This is a genomic window from Haloferula chungangensis, assembly GCF_042664875.1.
Classification (GTDB): domain Bacteria; phylum Verrucomicrobiota; class Verrucomicrobiia; order Verrucomicrobiales; family Akkermansiaceae; genus Haloferula; species Haloferula chungangensis.
On the sequence record NZ_JBHTBS010000002.1, the window covers coordinates 524,965 to 540,378 of the forward strand.

General features: G+C 59.1%; 12 protein-coding genes. 3 read left to right on the forward strand and 9 right to left on the reverse strand.

Annotated elements, in window-relative coordinates; genetic code table 11:
• Nucleotides 1-6: 6 nt before the first annotated feature.
• Both ACFQY0_RS06100 and ACFQY0_RS06105 read left to right on the forward strand, forming a co-directional pair.
• Nucleotides 7-792, forward strand: a complete 786-nt coding sequence (locus tag ACFQY0_RS06100) for a peptidylprolyl isomerase (protein WP_379710337.1) — start codon at nt 7-9, stop codon at nt 790-792.
• Nucleotides 789-1,790: a HupE/UreJ family protein gene (locus ACFQY0_RS06105; protein WP_379710339.1), complete on the forward strand. Its 1,002-nt coding sequence runs from the start codon at nt 789-791 to the stop codon at nt 1,788-1,790. Before ACFQY0_RS06100 ends, ACFQY0_RS06105 begins: the two co-directional genes overlap by 4 nt.
• Before the next feature lie 269 nt (nt 1,791-2,059).
• Here ACFQY0_RS06105 and ACFQY0_RS06110 read toward each other — a convergent pair whose 3' ends face one another.
• From ACFQY0_RS06110 to tig, 9 genes are all read right to left on the reverse strand, one after another.
• Nucleotides 2,060-3,229: an OmpA family protein gene (locus tag ACFQY0_RS06110; RefSeq protein WP_379710342.1), complete on the reverse strand. Its 1,170-nt coding sequence runs from the start codon at nt 3,227-3,229 to the stop codon at nt 2,060-2,062.
• Nucleotides 3,230-3,283: 54 nt separating this feature from the next.
• The gene (locus ACFQY0_RS06115; protein ID WP_379710344.1) at nt 3,284-3,919 is read right to left on the reverse strand and encodes an HAD hydrolase-like protein; all 636 of its coding nucleotides are present in this window, start codon (nt 3,917-3,919) and stop codon (nt 3,284-3,286) included.
• Nucleotides 3,920-3,982: 63 nt separating this feature from the next.
• Nucleotides 3,983-5,008 carry a tRNA (adenosine(37)-N6)-threonylcarbamoyltransferase complex transferase subunit TsaD gene (gene tsaD / locus ACFQY0_RS06120; RefSeq protein ID WP_379710347.1) on the reverse strand — a complete coding sequence of 342 codons (1,026 nt, stop codon included), beginning with the start codon at nt 5,006-5,008 and terminating at the stop codon, nt 3,983-3,985.
• Between the two features lie 66 nt (nt 5,009-5,074).
• Nucleotides 5,075-6,103: a hypothetical protein gene (locus ACFQY0_RS06125; protein ID WP_379710349.1), complete on the reverse strand. Its 1,029-nt coding sequence runs from the start codon at nt 6,101-6,103 to the stop codon at nt 5,075-5,077.
• Between the two features lie 230 nt (nt 6,104-6,333).
• Complete coding sequence (locus ACFQY0_RS06130) at nt 6,334-7,980, reverse strand: RNA polymerase sigma factor (protein WP_379710351.1); 1,647 nt, start codon at nt 7,978-7,980, stop codon at nt 6,334-6,336.
• A gap of 130 nt (nt 7,981-8,110) precedes the next feature.
• The gene (locus ACFQY0_RS06135) at nt 8,111-9,322 is read right to left on the reverse strand and encodes a S41 family peptidase (protein ID WP_379710353.1); all 1,212 of its coding nucleotides are present in this window, start codon (nt 9,320-9,322) and stop codon (nt 8,111-8,113) included.
• Nucleotides 9,323-9,447: 125 nt separating this feature from the next.
• Nucleotides 9,448-10,725, reverse strand: a complete 1,278-nt coding sequence (gene clpX, locus ACFQY0_RS06140) for an ATP-dependent Clp protease ATP-binding subunit ClpX (protein ID WP_379710355.1) — start codon at nt 10,723-10,725, stop codon at nt 9,448-9,450.
• Between the two features lie 77 nt (nt 10,726-10,802).
• On the reverse strand, nt 10,803-11,498 hold the full coding sequence (locus ACFQY0_RS06145; protein ID WP_379710357.1) for an ATP-dependent Clp protease proteolytic subunit: 696 nt from the start codon (nt 11,496-11,498) through the stop codon (nt 10,803-10,805).
• Nucleotides 11,495-12,838 (reverse strand): trigger factor, encoded by a 1,344-nt coding sequence (gene tig, locus ACFQY0_RS06150; protein WP_379710360.1) that lies wholly within the window; start codon nt 12,836-12,838, stop codon nt 11,495-11,497. The genes ACFQY0_RS06145 and tig overlap by 4 nt, the downstream gene beginning before the upstream one ends.
• 215 nt (nt 12,839-13,053) lie before the next feature.
• Here tig and bamA point away from each other — a divergent pair, with 215 nt between their 5' ends.
• On the forward strand, nt 13,054-15,387 hold the full coding sequence (gene bamA / locus ACFQY0_RS06155; RefSeq protein WP_379710363.1) for an outer membrane protein assembly factor BamA: 2,334 nt from the start codon (nt 13,054-13,056) through the stop codon (nt 15,385-15,387).
• Nucleotides 15,388-15,414: the final 27 nt, after the last annotated feature.

Here is a 15,414-nt window from a genome sequence, read left to right on the forward strand (position 1 = left end):
GAACCCATGGTCCATTTTTTTCTCATTGCGGCCGTCCTCTTGAGTGTGAGCGCGCTTGTCCGGTCGCGAACGAAGCCGCTGATCTCGCTTGATGAGTCGGAGGTCGAGGCGCTCGTCATTGAGGTGGAGAAGGATCGCACCCGACCAGAAACTGAGGCCGAGCCCGAGCAGCTCGTGCGTTCCTATCTTCGCGATGAAGTCCTCTACCGCGAGGCGCTTGATCGGGGACTGACGGATCGAGATGAGGTTCGCGAAGTTTTGATCCACGTGCTCAAGTCGGAGCTGACGCCAGTGCTTCGGGAGCCAAGCGACGAGGAACTTCTCGCTCTGAGAAAGGAAAACTCCGAGGAGTTTCTCTATCCTCCGAAAATATCCTTCGAGCATGTGTCCTATTCAGTGGGTTCGAAGTCGGTTCCCGAGAATTTGCTGAGTCAACTGAAACAGGGGGAAGACCCGGCAGGGCATGGAGAGCGTGTCGCGTTGGCGAACCCTCTTCCGCCGACCTACAAGGCTCAGCTTGACCGCGTTCTCGGAGTCGAAGCCAGCGAGTGGGTCTTTTCTCTCCCAGTCGGTGAGTGGTCCGGCCCGGTGGAATCCCGCAAAGGGGTTCATTTCATCCGAGTAATCGAGAAGGAGAGTCAGCAAGAGATCCCCTTCGACCGTGTGCGCGATACCTTGAGGAGCAACTGGGCGCAGCAGCGCATCGACGAAACGCTCGATGATTCCGTGCGGGAGATGGCGAACGGCTATCGCTTTGAAGTTCCTGACTCCTATCAGAAATGGGTACCATGAAAGGTCGTTGGCTTGGGTGGGTTCTGCTTTTTTTGGGGATGCTCGTGCCGCTCTGCCATGGGCACAACACGAGAGCCGCCCGCTTGGACATCGAGCAACTGGGCGAGACCGAGTATGTGCTCCGCTACGAAGTGGCCCTGACCGGCATGGAGGATGGGCATTTGCCGCAACTCCCTGAGCAATGTCGGTGGGTGGATGAGCCTGCGGAATCTGCCGGGCTTGTCCGGCTGCGTTTCGCCTCCGAAGGTCGTCCACTTGCAGCCGGTGATTCGATCTTTCTTCCGTGGAAAGACAACGGCGCGTTGGTGAGTATGGTTTGGAGCGATGGGACCTTTGCGCGCGAGTTTTTCCCCGCGACACGCTCAGGCATCAAGGTTCCTCTCGAGGAGCTGCATGCCGGATCCGGGACCTTGGGACGGACTGCCCGGCGGTTTACGGAACTGGGAATTCACCACATCCTCGGAGGTATCGACCACCTGCTTTTTGTCGTCGGACTGATTCTGCTGGTTGCCGACCGTCGCAAGTTAATTCTGGCTGTCACGGCATTCACCCTGGCCCACAGCGTGACGCTGGCCCTGTCGGTTTTCGGAGTGGTCCAACTGGATTCTGGAGTCGTTGAGGTTCTGATCGCCCTGAGCATCGTGCTCCTTGCGAAAGAGATTCTCATGGCGAAACAAGGCCACCACGGCCTAGCCTGGAAGCAACCTTGGATCGTTGCCTTCGCCTTTGGCTTGTTTCATGGTCTGGGCTTTGCCGGTGTTCTGGCGGAGATGAATCTGACGAATGAATCGATTCCTCAAGCTCTTCTGTTCTTCAATCTCGGAGTGGAACTCGGACAGATTCTGTTCGTGATCGTGTGCTGGTCGCTTCTGATGATGGTTCGACGCCTGAAACTTCGGGTTCCGGAGCAGCTTGGCGTTCTTCCTCCCTACGTGCTCGGTTCGATTGCAGCAGTCTGGACTCTCGAGCGGGTAATGGAGATCGGGATTGCGATGTGAGAGCGCTAAGAAGTTGACGGTCCTGATTGCTTGTCAGATCGACGCGACCAATGGAAGCGAGGAGAGTCGCGATTGCCGTGGAAAGAGCGCGCATCGGCGATCTCCTTGGCAATCTGCCAATCGATCCCCATCGTTGCGCCGATATTGAATCCCGGGGTGTAGCCCCTTTTGTGCTTGATGCAGTACGGGCGAATGACGAGGAGCCAAAGAAACCCGATCACCGGAGCTAGAGCGATGATCGGGAAAATCAGCAGGGAGGGCTCGGCGGATCAGCGCATGTTAGGCGGGACGATCTGCCAGATTTCGACAATCTGATTTCGCTCGGGAACGCGTGAGCTGAAGCGGTCGGTTTGGCCGAGATAGACGGCTTGGACGCGTTGGTTCGGCTGCTTTGCAGAATCGAGCAACTGCGCGACGGCGGTAGCGCGGTCAGAGGAAAGGGTTTGATTGTTATCGGCGTTGCCGGTGCGGGATGCGTAACCGACAGCGAAGATAATAGCACCATCGGGAACTTCGCTCATCGTGGCCATGAGCCCTGCGTTGAGTTCCGGTGCAATCTCGGAGGACCCGGTGGCAAAATCACATTTTTTGAGGACGCTTGCGCCGTATTTGGCACCGAAGCTGGAGTAGGCGCTCATGATTTCGGAATCGGCCTTGCCTTCGAGTTTGCGAAGTTCCCGGAACAGCGCGATGGCTTCTTTGAGAATGGCGTTTTCGGTCGTGGCGAAGAGGTCCGCCTGACTCAACTGAGCCAGTTGTGCTTCGAGGTCGGCGATGCGATTGAGCAATTGTGAGCGCTCTGATTGGCAGGCGAGGAGTTCCTGCTGAAGACGGCCGGGTTCTTCACGAAGTCGGACGAGCTCGGCGTCGAGCAGCGCGATGCGGTTGTTGGCGGCGTCGAGCTGGCCCTGCAGCGTGCTGTTACGGGTGGCTTCGAGAAGAGCCTTGTCGCGCTCGATGCGGATAGCTTCGAGGAGCTCACGCATGCGCTGGGTTTCCTTGAGGGAGTCGATGGCTTCCTTGCGAGCGAGGTCGAGTTCGCGGTCCTTGTCTTCAAGCAGCACTTGAAAGCTGCCGGCAAGCGACGCGAGGGTATCGGCATCGGTCTTCAGGCGGGCGGCGACTTCCTCCGCCGCTTCGGTGCCGCTGGCTCCGGCCATCGGCTCGAGTCCCATGGCGATGCGCTCACGGTTGAGGAGTGTGCGACGCGTTTCGATATCGGCCTTCAGAGCGTCCATGCTTGGGCTGTCTTTGGACGCAAGAGCGCCTCCCGGCTGGATGCCCTGGATGATGAGAACAACGAGCAGTCCGACGATGACCATGCAGAAGGCAAGGATCACCGGTGAGGGGGCGCGGTTCTTGGTGGTGCTTTTCTCGGTCCTCTCGAGCTCAGGTTCGGTGGACTCGGAATCGGGAAGATCTTTTGGCTCGTCGCTCATGCGGACGAATTGAAAGGGTTCGGCCGGGTTTGTCGAATGCGGATTGCGTTCGAGTTAAACCGGGGGCAGCAGGGCGAGAAGTTCCTCCGGGGACGAGATCAGGTGTTCCGGAGTTTCTGCGGCGAGAGCTTCGGGGGAATTGAAGCCCCAGGTGACGGCTGCGACGGGAATGCCCGCCTTTTTCGAGGCCTTGATGTCGCGAACTTCGTCGCCGACGTAGAGCATTTCCTCGGATTTCAGCGAGAAGGTCTTTCGGATCGCCCGCAGGTGCTTGGCCTTTCCCGTGAGTTTTGAGGTCGATGAAATGAAATTGAAGTGCCCGCGGAGGCCCTTGGCACGCAGAAAAAGGTCGACGTTGGCCGGGGCGTTGGATGTCAGAACGCCAAAGGCATCGCAACGGTCCCGAAGCAGGGGCAGGATCTCATCGACACCCTGAATGATGGGCAGCTTCGTGATGTTTCCGCGCATCATTGAGGTGCCGCGGGCAATCAAGCCTGGCACCCGGCGTTTCGGAATCTTGAGGTGATTCAGAAGCTCTTTGAGAGAAAAATGACGGAGCGCCGGAAGCTCTTCGGCGCTGACTTCTCGCAGCTTGTAGTCGGGCGCGAGCCGATTGAAAATCTGTCGGCTCTCCTCAAGCGTGTCCGCGAGGGTGCCGTCAAAGTCGAAGATAATCGTGCGGTATGCCATCGCGTGCCACCAAAGAACCGTCAAGATGGCTCATGCGCCAAGGAATAAATCACGGCATCGGTGTCACGGGGCGAGTGCGAGGTTGGGATCGATGTCCGCGTCGAGCGGGGAATGGCGGCCCTCGAAGTGGTGCAACAGGGCGGCAAAGGCGATCATGGCGGCGTTGTCAGTGCATAGGCCGGAGTCAGCGGTAAGCAGGCTGAGACCTTCCTTTTCGCAGGCCCGGGCAAAGCCGTCGCGCAAGGCTTGATTGAGGGAGACTCCACCGGAGAGGGCGATGGTGCTGCGGCCGGTATGCCGTGCGGCGCGCAGGGTTTTGACGACAAGCACGTCTATCACCGCTTGCTGGAAAGAGGCGCAAAGGTCGGGCAGGTCGGAAGTACGAGGTGTGCCGTAGCCCGGATTCTGATCGGTGAGGGTGTAAAGCACGGCGGTCTTCAGGCCGGAGAAGGAGAAGTCGAAGCCGGGGTCCTTGAGCATCGAGCGGGGAAACCTGAAGGCGTTCGGGTCACCTCCTTTCGCGGTTTTCTCGATTTCGGGTCCGCCGGGGTAGGGGAGCCCGAGCATCTTGCCGACCTTGTCGAAGGCTTCGCCAGCCGCATCGTCACGGGTGGATCCGAGGCGGCGATAGCTTCCGGGATTTTCGACATCGAGAAGCAGCGTGTGGCCGCCTGAAACGATCAGCGCGATGTGGGGAGGGACGGTTCCTTGTCCGACGTATGGCGAGAGCAGGTGGCCTTCGAGGTGGTTGACGGCGATGAAGGGTTTGCCGGCGGCGACGGCGAGGGCTTTGGCGGCGGTGGCACCGATCAGCAACGAAGAGGCGAGGCCGGGGCCGGAGGTGGCGGCGAAGCAGTCGATGTCCTTGAGGGTGAGCTCTGCGGTGGCGAGGGCCTGTTCGACGAGCGGGCGCAGGTGAAGCGAGTGATTGCGGGAGGCGAGTTCGGGGACGACGCCGCCGTAGACGCGGTGAAGCTCGATCTGGCTGGAAATTTCCGAGGCGAGGATGCGTGCCGGTTCGCCCGGTGAGCCGGAGAGGATGGCGACGGCGGTTTCGTCGCAGGAGGATTCGATGGCGAGAAGGAGCACGCCGGAGGCATATGGATTTATCTCCGATGTTCAAACGCGGAAATTGTGGCCAGTGCGGGTCGAGCTTCAGCGGCTTGGCTTGGTGGCGTGTTTCTCCACGTTGTTGATGGTGGCCGTTCGCAGGTCGGGATTCTGGATGAGCGGGATGAGCTTGCGGGCTTCTTCGACACGTCCATCGAAGGCGGCCATGCTGCAAAGGGATGAGAGGGCGTCATCGAGATCCCTGCCGGGGGTGAGGGTGGCAGCGAGCTCGAGTGCTTTTTCCGCTTCCTGGCCGTAGAGCGAGCGCAGCGCTTGGGCTGCTTCCGGGCGGTGGTTTTCCACGCCCCACTCAAGGGCTGCTTCGGGGTGCTTGTTTGCCCAGGAATCGATCAGGGTTCTCGCTTCGATGGCGGGGAGGGAGGCAATCTCGGCCGTGCTGAGTGAGGCGGCGAATTCGGCCGGAGCTTGGGATATCAGTCTCTCCCGATCACGCTCGGCAATCTCGGGAAGCACCGTTTCGAGTTCTGTTAGGAGCGCGGCCTGTTCGGTTTTGTCGGCCTTTTCCCATAGTTGTTTGGCGAGCAAACGGCGGACGACCGGATTGGTGGCGGTATTCACGGCGAGCAGTCGCTGTGAGGTCTTTGCGGAAGGCTTCGAAGGACTTCGAATCGACCAGGAAGGGATCTCCAGCACCTCCGCACGGCGTCCCACGGCGAAGGCATCCAACCAGTGGGCACAGGCGATCGGATCCTCTGCCAACCAGACATGGAGAAGGTCGCCGACAATGGTGAGCTTTTTTTCGCCTTCGGGGATTCGATCAAAGTAGGCGATGCGGTCGTTCGGAGGGAGTTCGTTGAGGAACTGAGCCCAAATCTCGACTTGGGCTGTCCTCGGAACGGATTCTTCAATGAACGAGGCGGCGGCGTGGGGGCTGGATGGCGCGAGAGCGCGAACCACATCCTTGGCGGCATTGAGCCATTTTTCGATCAAGGCGTCGTCCCATTCATCGAGAAGGAGGCGGGCGTGCTGAGGATCGACTTCCGCCAAATCCCCAATGACGCCTGCGATCCCGAAATCTCGGGCGTCGGAGGGAGGAAGGCTTCGAAGATCCATGAGAATGGCCCGAGCATCATCGGCATTTTTGATGGGGCTTTGACAAAGGAAGCCTTTCGAGAAAAGCGTGATGCGATCGGTTTTAAGCAGCGGCTCACGCTCGGTGCTGGAAGGGGGTGGGGATGGTTGGGGGCGCGACGGCCGTTCGGGAACCGTTTGGTCCGAGGGAGGGCGATGGTCTGACTCGGACCGGCAGGCGACGAGACATGCAGCGATAAGAAGAAGCGCTCTCATGGCTGATCGATGAGGCGTTGGAGGGTCGGCAGGGAGGTGGCACGGAGCCCGAGTTGGTGGCGTTGCGCCTTTGTTAGATCATGCCACCAGGCGGCGGCAGCTTGGGCGTCGCTGCGCCCCCACTGGTGCCAGAGGTTTCTCGCCATGTAGCTGCGATCGTTGCCGTCGTTTTGGGCGCTGATCCATTCGAGCAGCGGTCGGGGATCGCGCAGGGCGATTTGATCAATGTTCGGCAGCATGTCGAATGACTGAGTGTCATCGGGTTTCACCACCTCGAGCCATTCGTAGGCGCGCGGGTCGCCCCGTTGGAGAAGCAGTGAGGTGAAGTATCCGAGAACGAGGCGACGCTCGTTTCCTTCGAGCGTGGTGGCGAGGGTTTCGATCTGGGTTTCATCGACATCGGAGGCCTTCTCGCAGGCCTCGGTGAGCAACCAGTTGCGGACTTCGGGATGGCGGGCAAGGTTGAGGGCTCCGGCGTAGTCGTGATCGAGATGCTCGGTGTTGACCCACGCGCAACTACTGAGATAAATCACCTTTCGATCGACCGGATCGGGCAGGGCATCGATCCAGAGAATGGCGGATTCGAAGTTTCCGGAGGCGCGCGAATTGAAAATGCTGGCAATGACAACACTGCGGATTCTATCCCCGTCGATGACTTCGAGAAGGCGGTCGGCGGCGGGCAGATCACGGTCGGCGAGGGCGCGGACGGCGCTTTTCAGAAAGTCTGCGGCACCCTGAGGTTGCTGTTTGGCAAACTCCCAGGCAGCGATCGAGTCGGTCTTGGCGAGGGCGATGAACTCGCGGAGCACATCGCTGAGATCGTCGTCGGCGATCTGGGGTTTGAAGGGGCGACGGAGAGCTGGCTCGCGGGTGAGGGGTGCGGCGGTGGAATTCGGAGGCGGTGGGGGTTGCTTGTGATACGCGCTGATTGCCACGGCAGCGGTCCCGGTGAAGCCGGTGGCGATCAAGAGGGGAATCCACGGCAGGGCAGCGGATTTTTTGAGCGTTGAGATGCGGCTGAAAAGAGCTGGGGAAAGCGAGATGTCGGCGGGCAGGAATGCGCTGGCGATCAGGGTGGAGCAAGAGGCATGGTCGGAATCCTTTCCTTGAGCACTGATGCGTTTGGCAAGCTTGGCGAGGGCGCGATGACCGCGGCGTTGGGCGGCGGCTTCGTTGAGGTTGAGGCGACGAGCGATGTCGGCGAAGGTGAGTTTCTCAAAGTGATGGAGGACGAGGATCTGGCGATCGATTTGGGGCAAGGAGGCGAGGGCTTTGTCGAGCGCCTGCAGATCGGGGGATGCGGTGCTTTCCTGCAAAAGGTCCGCCGCTTGCTCGATGCGTTTCTGGTGGCGTGATTCCTTGCGAGCAAGGTTGGAGGCTTCGAAAACGGCTGCCTTTTGAAGCCAGGCGACAAGCGACGGCAGTTGGCTGACCTGTTTGGATTTGGAGGAAAGCGCGATGAAAACCTGCTGGGCGGCGTCTTCAGCGAGGCCGGAATTGCCCAGGCGTCGGCGGGTGATGGTGAGCACCAGCGGCAGGTGGCGACGGACGATTTCCGAAAAATCGGCGTCGCGGCGGTGGTCGGCAAATCGCCGCAGCAGGGCTTCGTCGCGGGTGCTGGGGGCTTCCTTGAGATCGGGCATGTTCACAGTCTCACGTCCGCAGGATGACGGAATCAGACACGCGGTGCGAAAATAATCGAGGATTGATTATTCCTTTGGAGCGAAGGCCCGGATAGCACCGTCGTCTTGTTCGTGTTCGGCGATCAGCGGGTCAATGAGTGACCTCAAGCGCGGATTGGATCACGGGATCTTGCCAGTCCTTGAGCTTGGCGGATTCTTCGGGTCTCAGTGAGTCGCGACGAAGGGAGAGCGCAAATTTTTCGCGAAGCTCGTCAGTGAACTCGATTTCGACATCGGGGGTGATGCCGCGGAGGTGGGGTGTCCGGCCGCTGGGGGTGTGATAGGTGGCGATGGTGAGGCGCAGGGCGGTGCCGCCTCCCATCGGGATGATGTTCTGAACCGAGCCTTTTCCGTAGGATCTTTCGCCGATGATGGTGGCGCGTTTCAAATCCTGGAGTGCGCCGGCAGTCAGCTCGGAAGCGGAGGCTGAATCCTTATCGATCACCACTCCGATCGGGTAATCACGTTTGCGGCGCTGGCGTTCGGGCGTTTTCAGCGATTCGGCGTCGAAGTCGTTGCTTCTCCCTCGAGTGGTGACGACTTCGGTGGATGGAGGGAGAAATAATCCGAGGATTTTGATGGCGGCAGCAAGCGAGCCACCTGGATTTCCACGAAGGTCCAGGATCAGATGTTTCATTCCGGCATCCTCGAGTTCGTCCAAGGCGGCTTCGATTTCCCGCGGGGAGGCGTCCGTGAATGAGGCCAAGCGGATGTAGCCGGTAAGCGGGCTGCTTCCTTCGATCAGGTTTGCCTGCGTGACGGCGCGGTTCTCGACCGCGCGGTGGGTGAGTGGGACCTCAATGGCTTGCGGCGCTGTTGGAGACTTGAGCAGGAAGGTGCTGGTTTGTCCCGGGAGGCGTTGAAGACGGGAGAGCAGGTCGGCGGGAGGAAGGCTGGCGATGTCCAGACCATCGAGTTTCAGGATCGATGAACCGGGTGATAGTTCGGCGGCCGGAGAGCCTGGCAGGACGTTGGCAAGGTAGGGGCCATCGTCACGCCATCCAAGTGTCAGACCGAGCGAGGCCACATGAGGATCGATGTCAGGGTTTTCCTTCATCATGGCCGCCATCTCCGGGTGGATGAACGAAGAATGGGGATCAAGGGAGGCAAGCATGCCTTCAAGCGCGTGGTTGACGAGACGCTCGTAGGCGAGCTTGTCGGCGTCCGGATGGCGCTGGCGGACCTCTTCGAGCACTTCGACGAAGCGCTCGATCGCGGGATAAGCCGCTTCCTCGGGATCGGGGAGAATTGGCGACTGCGCGAAAAGGGCCGTGGGAAGTACTAGCAGAGTGAGCGCGCGCATTGGGTAAATTTGACCCGTGGTCTTCCAAAGGTTAAACCAAAAAGTCAGAAGCTGCTCACTGAAATCGCGATCTGGGTTGGGGTGCTGGTCCCGCACCGGAGCCGGGGGGCTCCAGAAGGGTCCAATTAAGCGGCGTCCTTGTTGTTGCGGCGCTTCCGGATGCCTGGCGGCTTTTCCCCTTTGACGACCTGCCGGTTGATGGTCACGGCCTCGACGTCGTCGCGCGACGGGATGTCGTACATGATGTCGAGCATCATGCGCTCAAAGATCGAGCGCAGGGCGCGGGCACCGGTACCGCGGCGGACCGCTTCCTCGGCGAGGGCGCGGAGGGCGTCGCGGGTGACGCGGAGTTTCACCCCGTTGAGCGCGAGTTGCTTGCCGTACTGCTTGACGAGGGCGTTCTTTGGCTCGGTGAGGATGTTGACCAGTTCGTCTTCCGTGAGCTTGCGGAGTGAGGAAATGACAGGAAGACGCCCGATGAATTCGGGGATCAGACCAAAGTGAAGGAGGTCTTCCGGTTGGACTTTTTCGAGAATGTCACCTGATCCGGCATTCTTGTCCTCCTCGATCTGGTGGAAGCCCAGCGTGCTGGCTCCGAGTCGCCGCTGGATGATGTCTTCGAGGCCGACAAATGCTCCGCCGCACACGAAGAGGATCTTCTCGGTGTTGATCTGGATGTATTCCTGCTGAGGGTGCTTGCGCCCGCCTTGAGGTGGCACGTTGCAGACGGTCCCTTCAAGAATCTTCAGAAGGGCTTGTTGGACACCTTCGCCGGAGACGTCGCGGGTAATCGAGACGTTGTCGGTCTTGCGTCCGATCTTGTCGATCTCGTCGACGTAAATGATGCCTTGTTCGGCGCGTTCGACATCGAAATCGGAAGCTTGAAGGAGCCGCAGAATGATGTTTTCCACGTCTTCACCGACGTAGCCGGCTTCCGTCAGAGTGGTGGCGTCGACGATGCAGAAGGGGACGTCGAGCAGGCGCGCCAAGGTGCGTGCGAGCAGGGTTTTGCCGGAGCCCGTGGGGCCGAGCAGCAGGACGTTGGATTTCTCGATCTCGACCTCATCGAATTCGTCGGTTTCGAGGGCTGCGCTCTGATTGAGGCGCTGGTAGTGATTGTAGACGGCGACCGAGAGGACCTTTTTGGCCTGTTCCTGGCCGATGACGAAGTCATCGAGTTTGGCACGGAGTTCGGCAGGCGCGAGGAGCTTGCGCTTGCTGCTGCTGCGATTGGCGCTCTTCGGCTTGGCTTCGGAGCTGGAAAGTTCCTTTTCGAGAATGTTCGCACAGACGTCGACACATTCGTTGCAAATGTAGACGCCGGGACCGGCGATGAGTTTTTTCACTTCGGAGTGACTCTTTCCGCAGAAGGAGCACATGGTGAGATTGGAGGCGCGTGCCATCGTTGTCAGTAGGTAGGGGAAGAAAAAGGCGTCGGAGAGAAATGTCCCTCCGACGCCTGAAAATAACCTGATTTTCCTCAGGCGTCGTCATTTTTTCCGTCATCCGCGTCAGCAGCGGCCTGTTTGACGGCGTCAGGGAGCTCCTTTCGGCTCTCAAGAACCTTGTCTACAAGGCCATAAGCGACAGCTTCTTCGCCGGACATGTAGTTGTCGCGGTCGGAATCCCGCTCGATTTCCTCGACAGTTTTGCCCGAGTGCTTGGCGAGAATGCCATTGAGGCGCTTCTTGAGGTTGAACATGAAGCCGATGGTCCGTTCGACGTCGGAAGCGGTGCCTTGAGCGCCGCCGGAGACCTGGTGGATCATGACATGGGAGTTCGGAAGGCAGAAGCGCTTGCCTTTGGTTCCTGCGGTGAGCAGGACCGAGCCCATCGAGGCAGCGATTCCGATGCAGTAGGTGTTCACGTCACAGGTAAGGAACTGCATGGTGTCATACATCGCCAGTCCGGCGGTTACGGAACCACCGGGGCTGTTGATGTAGATGTGGATGTCCTTCTTGTTGTCCTGCATCTGCAGGAAAAGCAGCTGGGCGATCACCGAGTTGGCCACGAAATCATCGATCGGCGTGCCGATGAAGATGATGCGGTCCTTCAGCAGACGCGAATAGATGTCGAAGGCGCGCTCGCCACGGCCGTCTTGTTCGATGACGGTGGGAACGTAGTAATTATTCTGGGGGCCTCCCGCGGTGGGGATGGATGTGGGGAAGTGGCTCATGACTCGGTGGACTCGATTTCTTCCGGCTCGCCGGAAACTTCCTCAACAGTTGCGTGCTCGAGGATGAAGTCAATGGCCTTGCCGATCAGCATCGAATTCCGGATGCCGGGGATGCGACCTTCCTTCTGAAGCTGCTTGATGAACTTCTTGGGATTCTCTTTCCGCTGGGTCGCGATGCTGGCGAGGTGCTGGACGAGTTCCTGATCGTTGACGATGATGTTCTCCTTATGGGCGATTTCTTGAAGGATGAAATTGGTCTTCAGGTTGGTGCGAGCCTGGACGCCGGCGGTGGCGAAAATCTCGGCTTGTTGGGCGGCGAGTTCCTCTTCGCTCATGCCTGACTGGGCGCCGCGCTGGACCAGGCTGTCAGCCTGGCTCTGGGTTTCCTGACGAAGGAGTGCTTCGGGGAGTTCGAAATCGACCTGGCTGTTGAAGTGCTCGACGATCTGGTTGACCTTGTAGTCATCGATCTTGCGGCGCTTTTCGGCGCTCATCTGCTGAGTGAGAAGCGACTTGAGTTCCTCGAGGCTCTTTCCGCCGGTGAGTTTGGCGGCGAGTTCGTCGTCAAGCTCGGGAAGCACGGCCTTTTTGAGTTCCTTTACGGTAACGGCGAAGACGAGCTCCTTGCTGCGGAGGTCGGCGACCGGAAAGTCCTCGGGAACGGTGACGGTGATCTCTTTTTCATCGCCTGGCTTGGCGCCGACGAGTTGGGCGGTGAATCCGGGGAGGAAGGACTGTTCGTCGAGCTTCATCCAGAAACCTTCCCGGCTGGAAAGGTATCCAACGGACTTGCCGACGGCTTCTTCGAGCGGCTGGCCGTCGAGTGTGGAGCTGTAGTCGAGCACGGCGAGATCGCCGTTTTCGGCGGCGCGGTCTTCGATGTCCTCATACTCAGCGAAGCGTTCACGCAGTGATTCGAGGTTCTTGTTGATGTCTTCGTCGCTGATTTCAGCGGAAGGCTCCTTCACGGCAACGCCCTTATACTCCGGGAGTTCGATTTCAGGAGCGAGGGTGAGGGTGGAATTGAAGCTGACCGAACCATCGGGATTTTCGGAAAAATCGGCGGGATTGCCGAAGTTGAGCACCTTGAGGGCTTCTTTCTGAAGGGCTTCATCGAAGGCTTTGCGGACGAGACGTTCCTGAAGTTCCTCGGAAATGGAGTTCTTGTAGCGGGCTTCGATAACCTTGCGCGGGGCCTTCCCGGGGCGGAAACCCTGGATCTTGGCTTGCGATGCGTAGGCGGAGAGAATGCGCTCGCGTTCGGAGTTAACGGCGTCCGAAGGGACTTCGACACGAAGGGTGGCGGTGCAGTTTGGCTGCTTGTCGACGGTGATGTTCATGATTGAAATCGGGTATCCGGCAGGCTCGCTGCCGGGCCGGGGGCGGGAAACTAATGAGGAGGGGGTGATCTTGTCAAAGCGAAGGTGCGGTCGTTAGGCCGACATGGTCCTTGACGGGGAAGGCGGTTGGCGGGTTTTATCCCCGGCAGTCGCTAATATATATGGGTCTTTCATCCTTCTCTGGTTTTAAATGCGCGTCTCGTTGGGCGTGCCAAGTGGTTCTGGCGGCACTGGTGGTTTTCGGTTTTTCGATAAGCTCACTCAGTGCTCAGGATTTTGAGGGCAAAAACGTCTCGGCGGTCGATTTCCGCTACGAGGGGGATAAGACCGTGGATGAAGCAAGACTTCGCAACTTCATCCAGCTCTCTGCCGGAGCTCCGTACCGCACCGACAAAATCGACAACGACATCAAGGCGCTCTACGGATCGGGCCTCGTCAACGACGTGCGGGTCCTGGCCGAGCCGGTCGGGGAGAGCGTGCGGGTGATCTACTCGGTGACCACGCGCCCGGGATTTGTCGCCGTGGGATTTGTCGGAAACACCGCTTTCAAGGACACCAAGCTCGCCAAGGAGTCGAAGCTCAAGGCGGGCGGCGCCCTCAGCGACGAGATGGTCATCACGGCGAGGCAGAACATTGAGAAGCTTTACACTGACGCCGGCTATCCGGATGTGACGATCACTCACCGCTTTCAGGATTCCGAGACCGGGCAGGGAGCGGACCTGATCTTCATCATCGATGAAGGTGGCAAGAACGAGATTCGCGACATTCGTTTCGAAGGAAACCATACTTTCGATCGTCGCACCCTGATTCGCCAGATGAGTGTGAAAGAGAAGGGTCTTTGGTCGATCTTCACCAAGTCGGGTCGCTTCGAAGTCAGCCAGCTCGATCAGGATCTCGAGTCGGTCCTGGATTACTACCGCACCAAAGGTTACCTGCGTGCTGACAGCCCTGGTATCCGCCGCGAGCCGGTGGGCGATGGTCGTGTGGATCTCGTGATCCCGATCAACGAAGGCGAAAAATACACCGTCAAGGGTGTGGGTTTCGGAAAGATGACGGTCTTCAAGCCGGAGGAACTCTATCCGGTGCTGACTTTGAACGATGGTGACGCCTACAACTCGAAAAAGATGCGGGCGGACATGACATCGATTCGCAGCTACTATGGTTCCCGTGGTTATGCGGATGCGACCGTGACACCCGACATCCGCGATGCCGGACCGAATCAGGTATCGGTGGTCTATCGCATCACCGAAGGTTCCCGCTACCGTGTCGGAGAAGTGAATATCGAAGGAAACACCAAGACACAGGACCGCGTGATTCGTCGTGAAGTTCCGCTGAAGCCTGGTGATTACTTCAACTCGGTGGAAATGGAGACGACCAAGGCCCGTCTTGAAGGTCTGCAGTATTTCAACACCGTGCAGGTGAATTCCTCAACGAGCGCGCGTGGCGGAAGCTATCGTGACGTGGACATTCTGGTCGACGAGCGCCGCACAGGCTCGATCAGTGGCGGTGTTGGTTTCAGTTCGATCGACTCCATTGTCGGCTTTGTTCGTCTTGAGCAAACGAACTTCGACATCATGAACCCATGGTCGTTCACGGGAGCGGGTCAACGTTTCAGTGCCGACCTCCGCTTGGGCTCCGAGCGGATCGATGCAGGGATCTCGTTGGTTGAGCCATGGTTCCTGGGGCAGCAGCTAGCGCTTGGCGGCGAGCTCTTCTATCGTGACTCCCAGTATTACTCGGACTTCTATGAGCAGACCAATGCCGGTGGTGCGATCACCCTCCGCAAGCCGCTCACCGAGAACTCTTACGTCAAGGGTGAGTATCGCTTGGAGAAGGTGAACATCGATCTCGACAACTCGGTGTATGTGCTTTCGGACAAGTCGGTCAATTCCATCCCGCCAGGCCCCCCCTCCTTGCTCATTCCTGAGGCGGGCGACTACATCCGCTCGGCGCTTGGCGCGAACTGGATTTACGACACCCGCAACTCGGTGGTCGAGACTCGCGAAGGTTCCAAGATTGATGTTGGAGTCAGCCTGGCGGGGACTTTCCTCGGTGGCGACGTCGATACCTACGGTGTCACCTTGCAGGGATCCCATTACTGGAACCTCAAGTGGGACTCGATCCTTTCGATCAAGGGTGAGATGGCCTTTGTGGATGCGACGAGCGGCACTGTTCCGATCTTCGACAGGCTTTACCTCGGTGGGGGACAAACGCTGCGCGGCTTTGAATTCCGCGACGTTGGTCCTCGTGATCCGGTGACCCGTGAAGTCGTCGGTGGTCAATCCCTCGGTTTCCTCTCACTCGAATACACCGTGCCGGTGGTGGATAACGTTCGTCTCGCCGCCTTCTATGACCTTGGTTTCGTCAACGCGAGCGCCTGGGACCTGGATGCCAGCGAGCTTTATCACGACGTAGGTATCGGTGTCCGGCTTCGCCTTCCGATCAGCCCGGTTCCACTGGCGCTTGACTACGCGATTCCGATCGATAGCCCGGATCCTATCGCGGACAAGGGCGGTCAGTTCAACTTCTCGCTGAACTACGAGTACTGATCCTGATTCGCAACGATTCTACTGAGG

Bases quoted from the DNA above. Each gene is read 5' to 3' on its own strand.
- ACFQY0_RS06110 (WP_379710342.1), bottom strand. From the start codon at position 3,229: ATGAGCGACGAGCCAAAAGATCTTCCCGATTCCGAGTCCACCGAACCT.
- ACFQY0_RS06105 (WP_379710339.1), top strand. From the start codon at position 789: ATGAAAGGTCGTTGGCTTGGGTGGGTTCTGCTTTTTTTGGGGATGCTC.
- clpX (WP_379710355.1), bottom strand. From the start codon at position 10,725: ATGGCACGCGCCTCCAATCTCACCATGTGCTCCTTCTGCGGAAAGAGT.
- ACFQY0_RS06145 (WP_379710357.1), bottom strand. From the start codon at position 11,498: ATGAGCCACTTCCCCACATCCATCCCCACCGCGGGAGGCCCCCAGAAT.
- ACFQY0_RS06135 (WP_379710353.1), bottom strand. From the start codon at position 9,322: ATGCGCGCGCTCACTCTGCTAGTACTTCCCACGGCCCTTTTCGCGCAG.
- ACFQY0_RS06115 (WP_379710344.1), bottom strand. From the start codon at position 3,919: ATGGCATACCGCACGATTATCTTCGACTTTGACGGCACCCTCGCGGAC.
- ACFQY0_RS06125 (WP_379710349.1), bottom strand. From the start codon at position 6,103: ATGGATCTTCGAAGCCTTCCTCCCTCCGACGCCCGAGATTTCGGGATC.
- ACFQY0_RS06100 (WP_379710337.1), top strand. From the start codon at position 7: ATGGTCCATTTTTTTCTCATTGCGGCCGTCCTCTTGAGTGTGAGCGCG.
- tig (WP_379710360.1), bottom strand. From the start codon at position 12,838: ATGAACATCACCGTCGACAAGCAGCCAAACTGCACCGCCACCCTTCGT.
- ACFQY0_RS06130 (WP_379710351.1), bottom strand. From the start codon at position 7,980: ATGCCCGATCTCAAGGAAGCCCCCAGCACCCGCGACGAAGCCCTGCTG.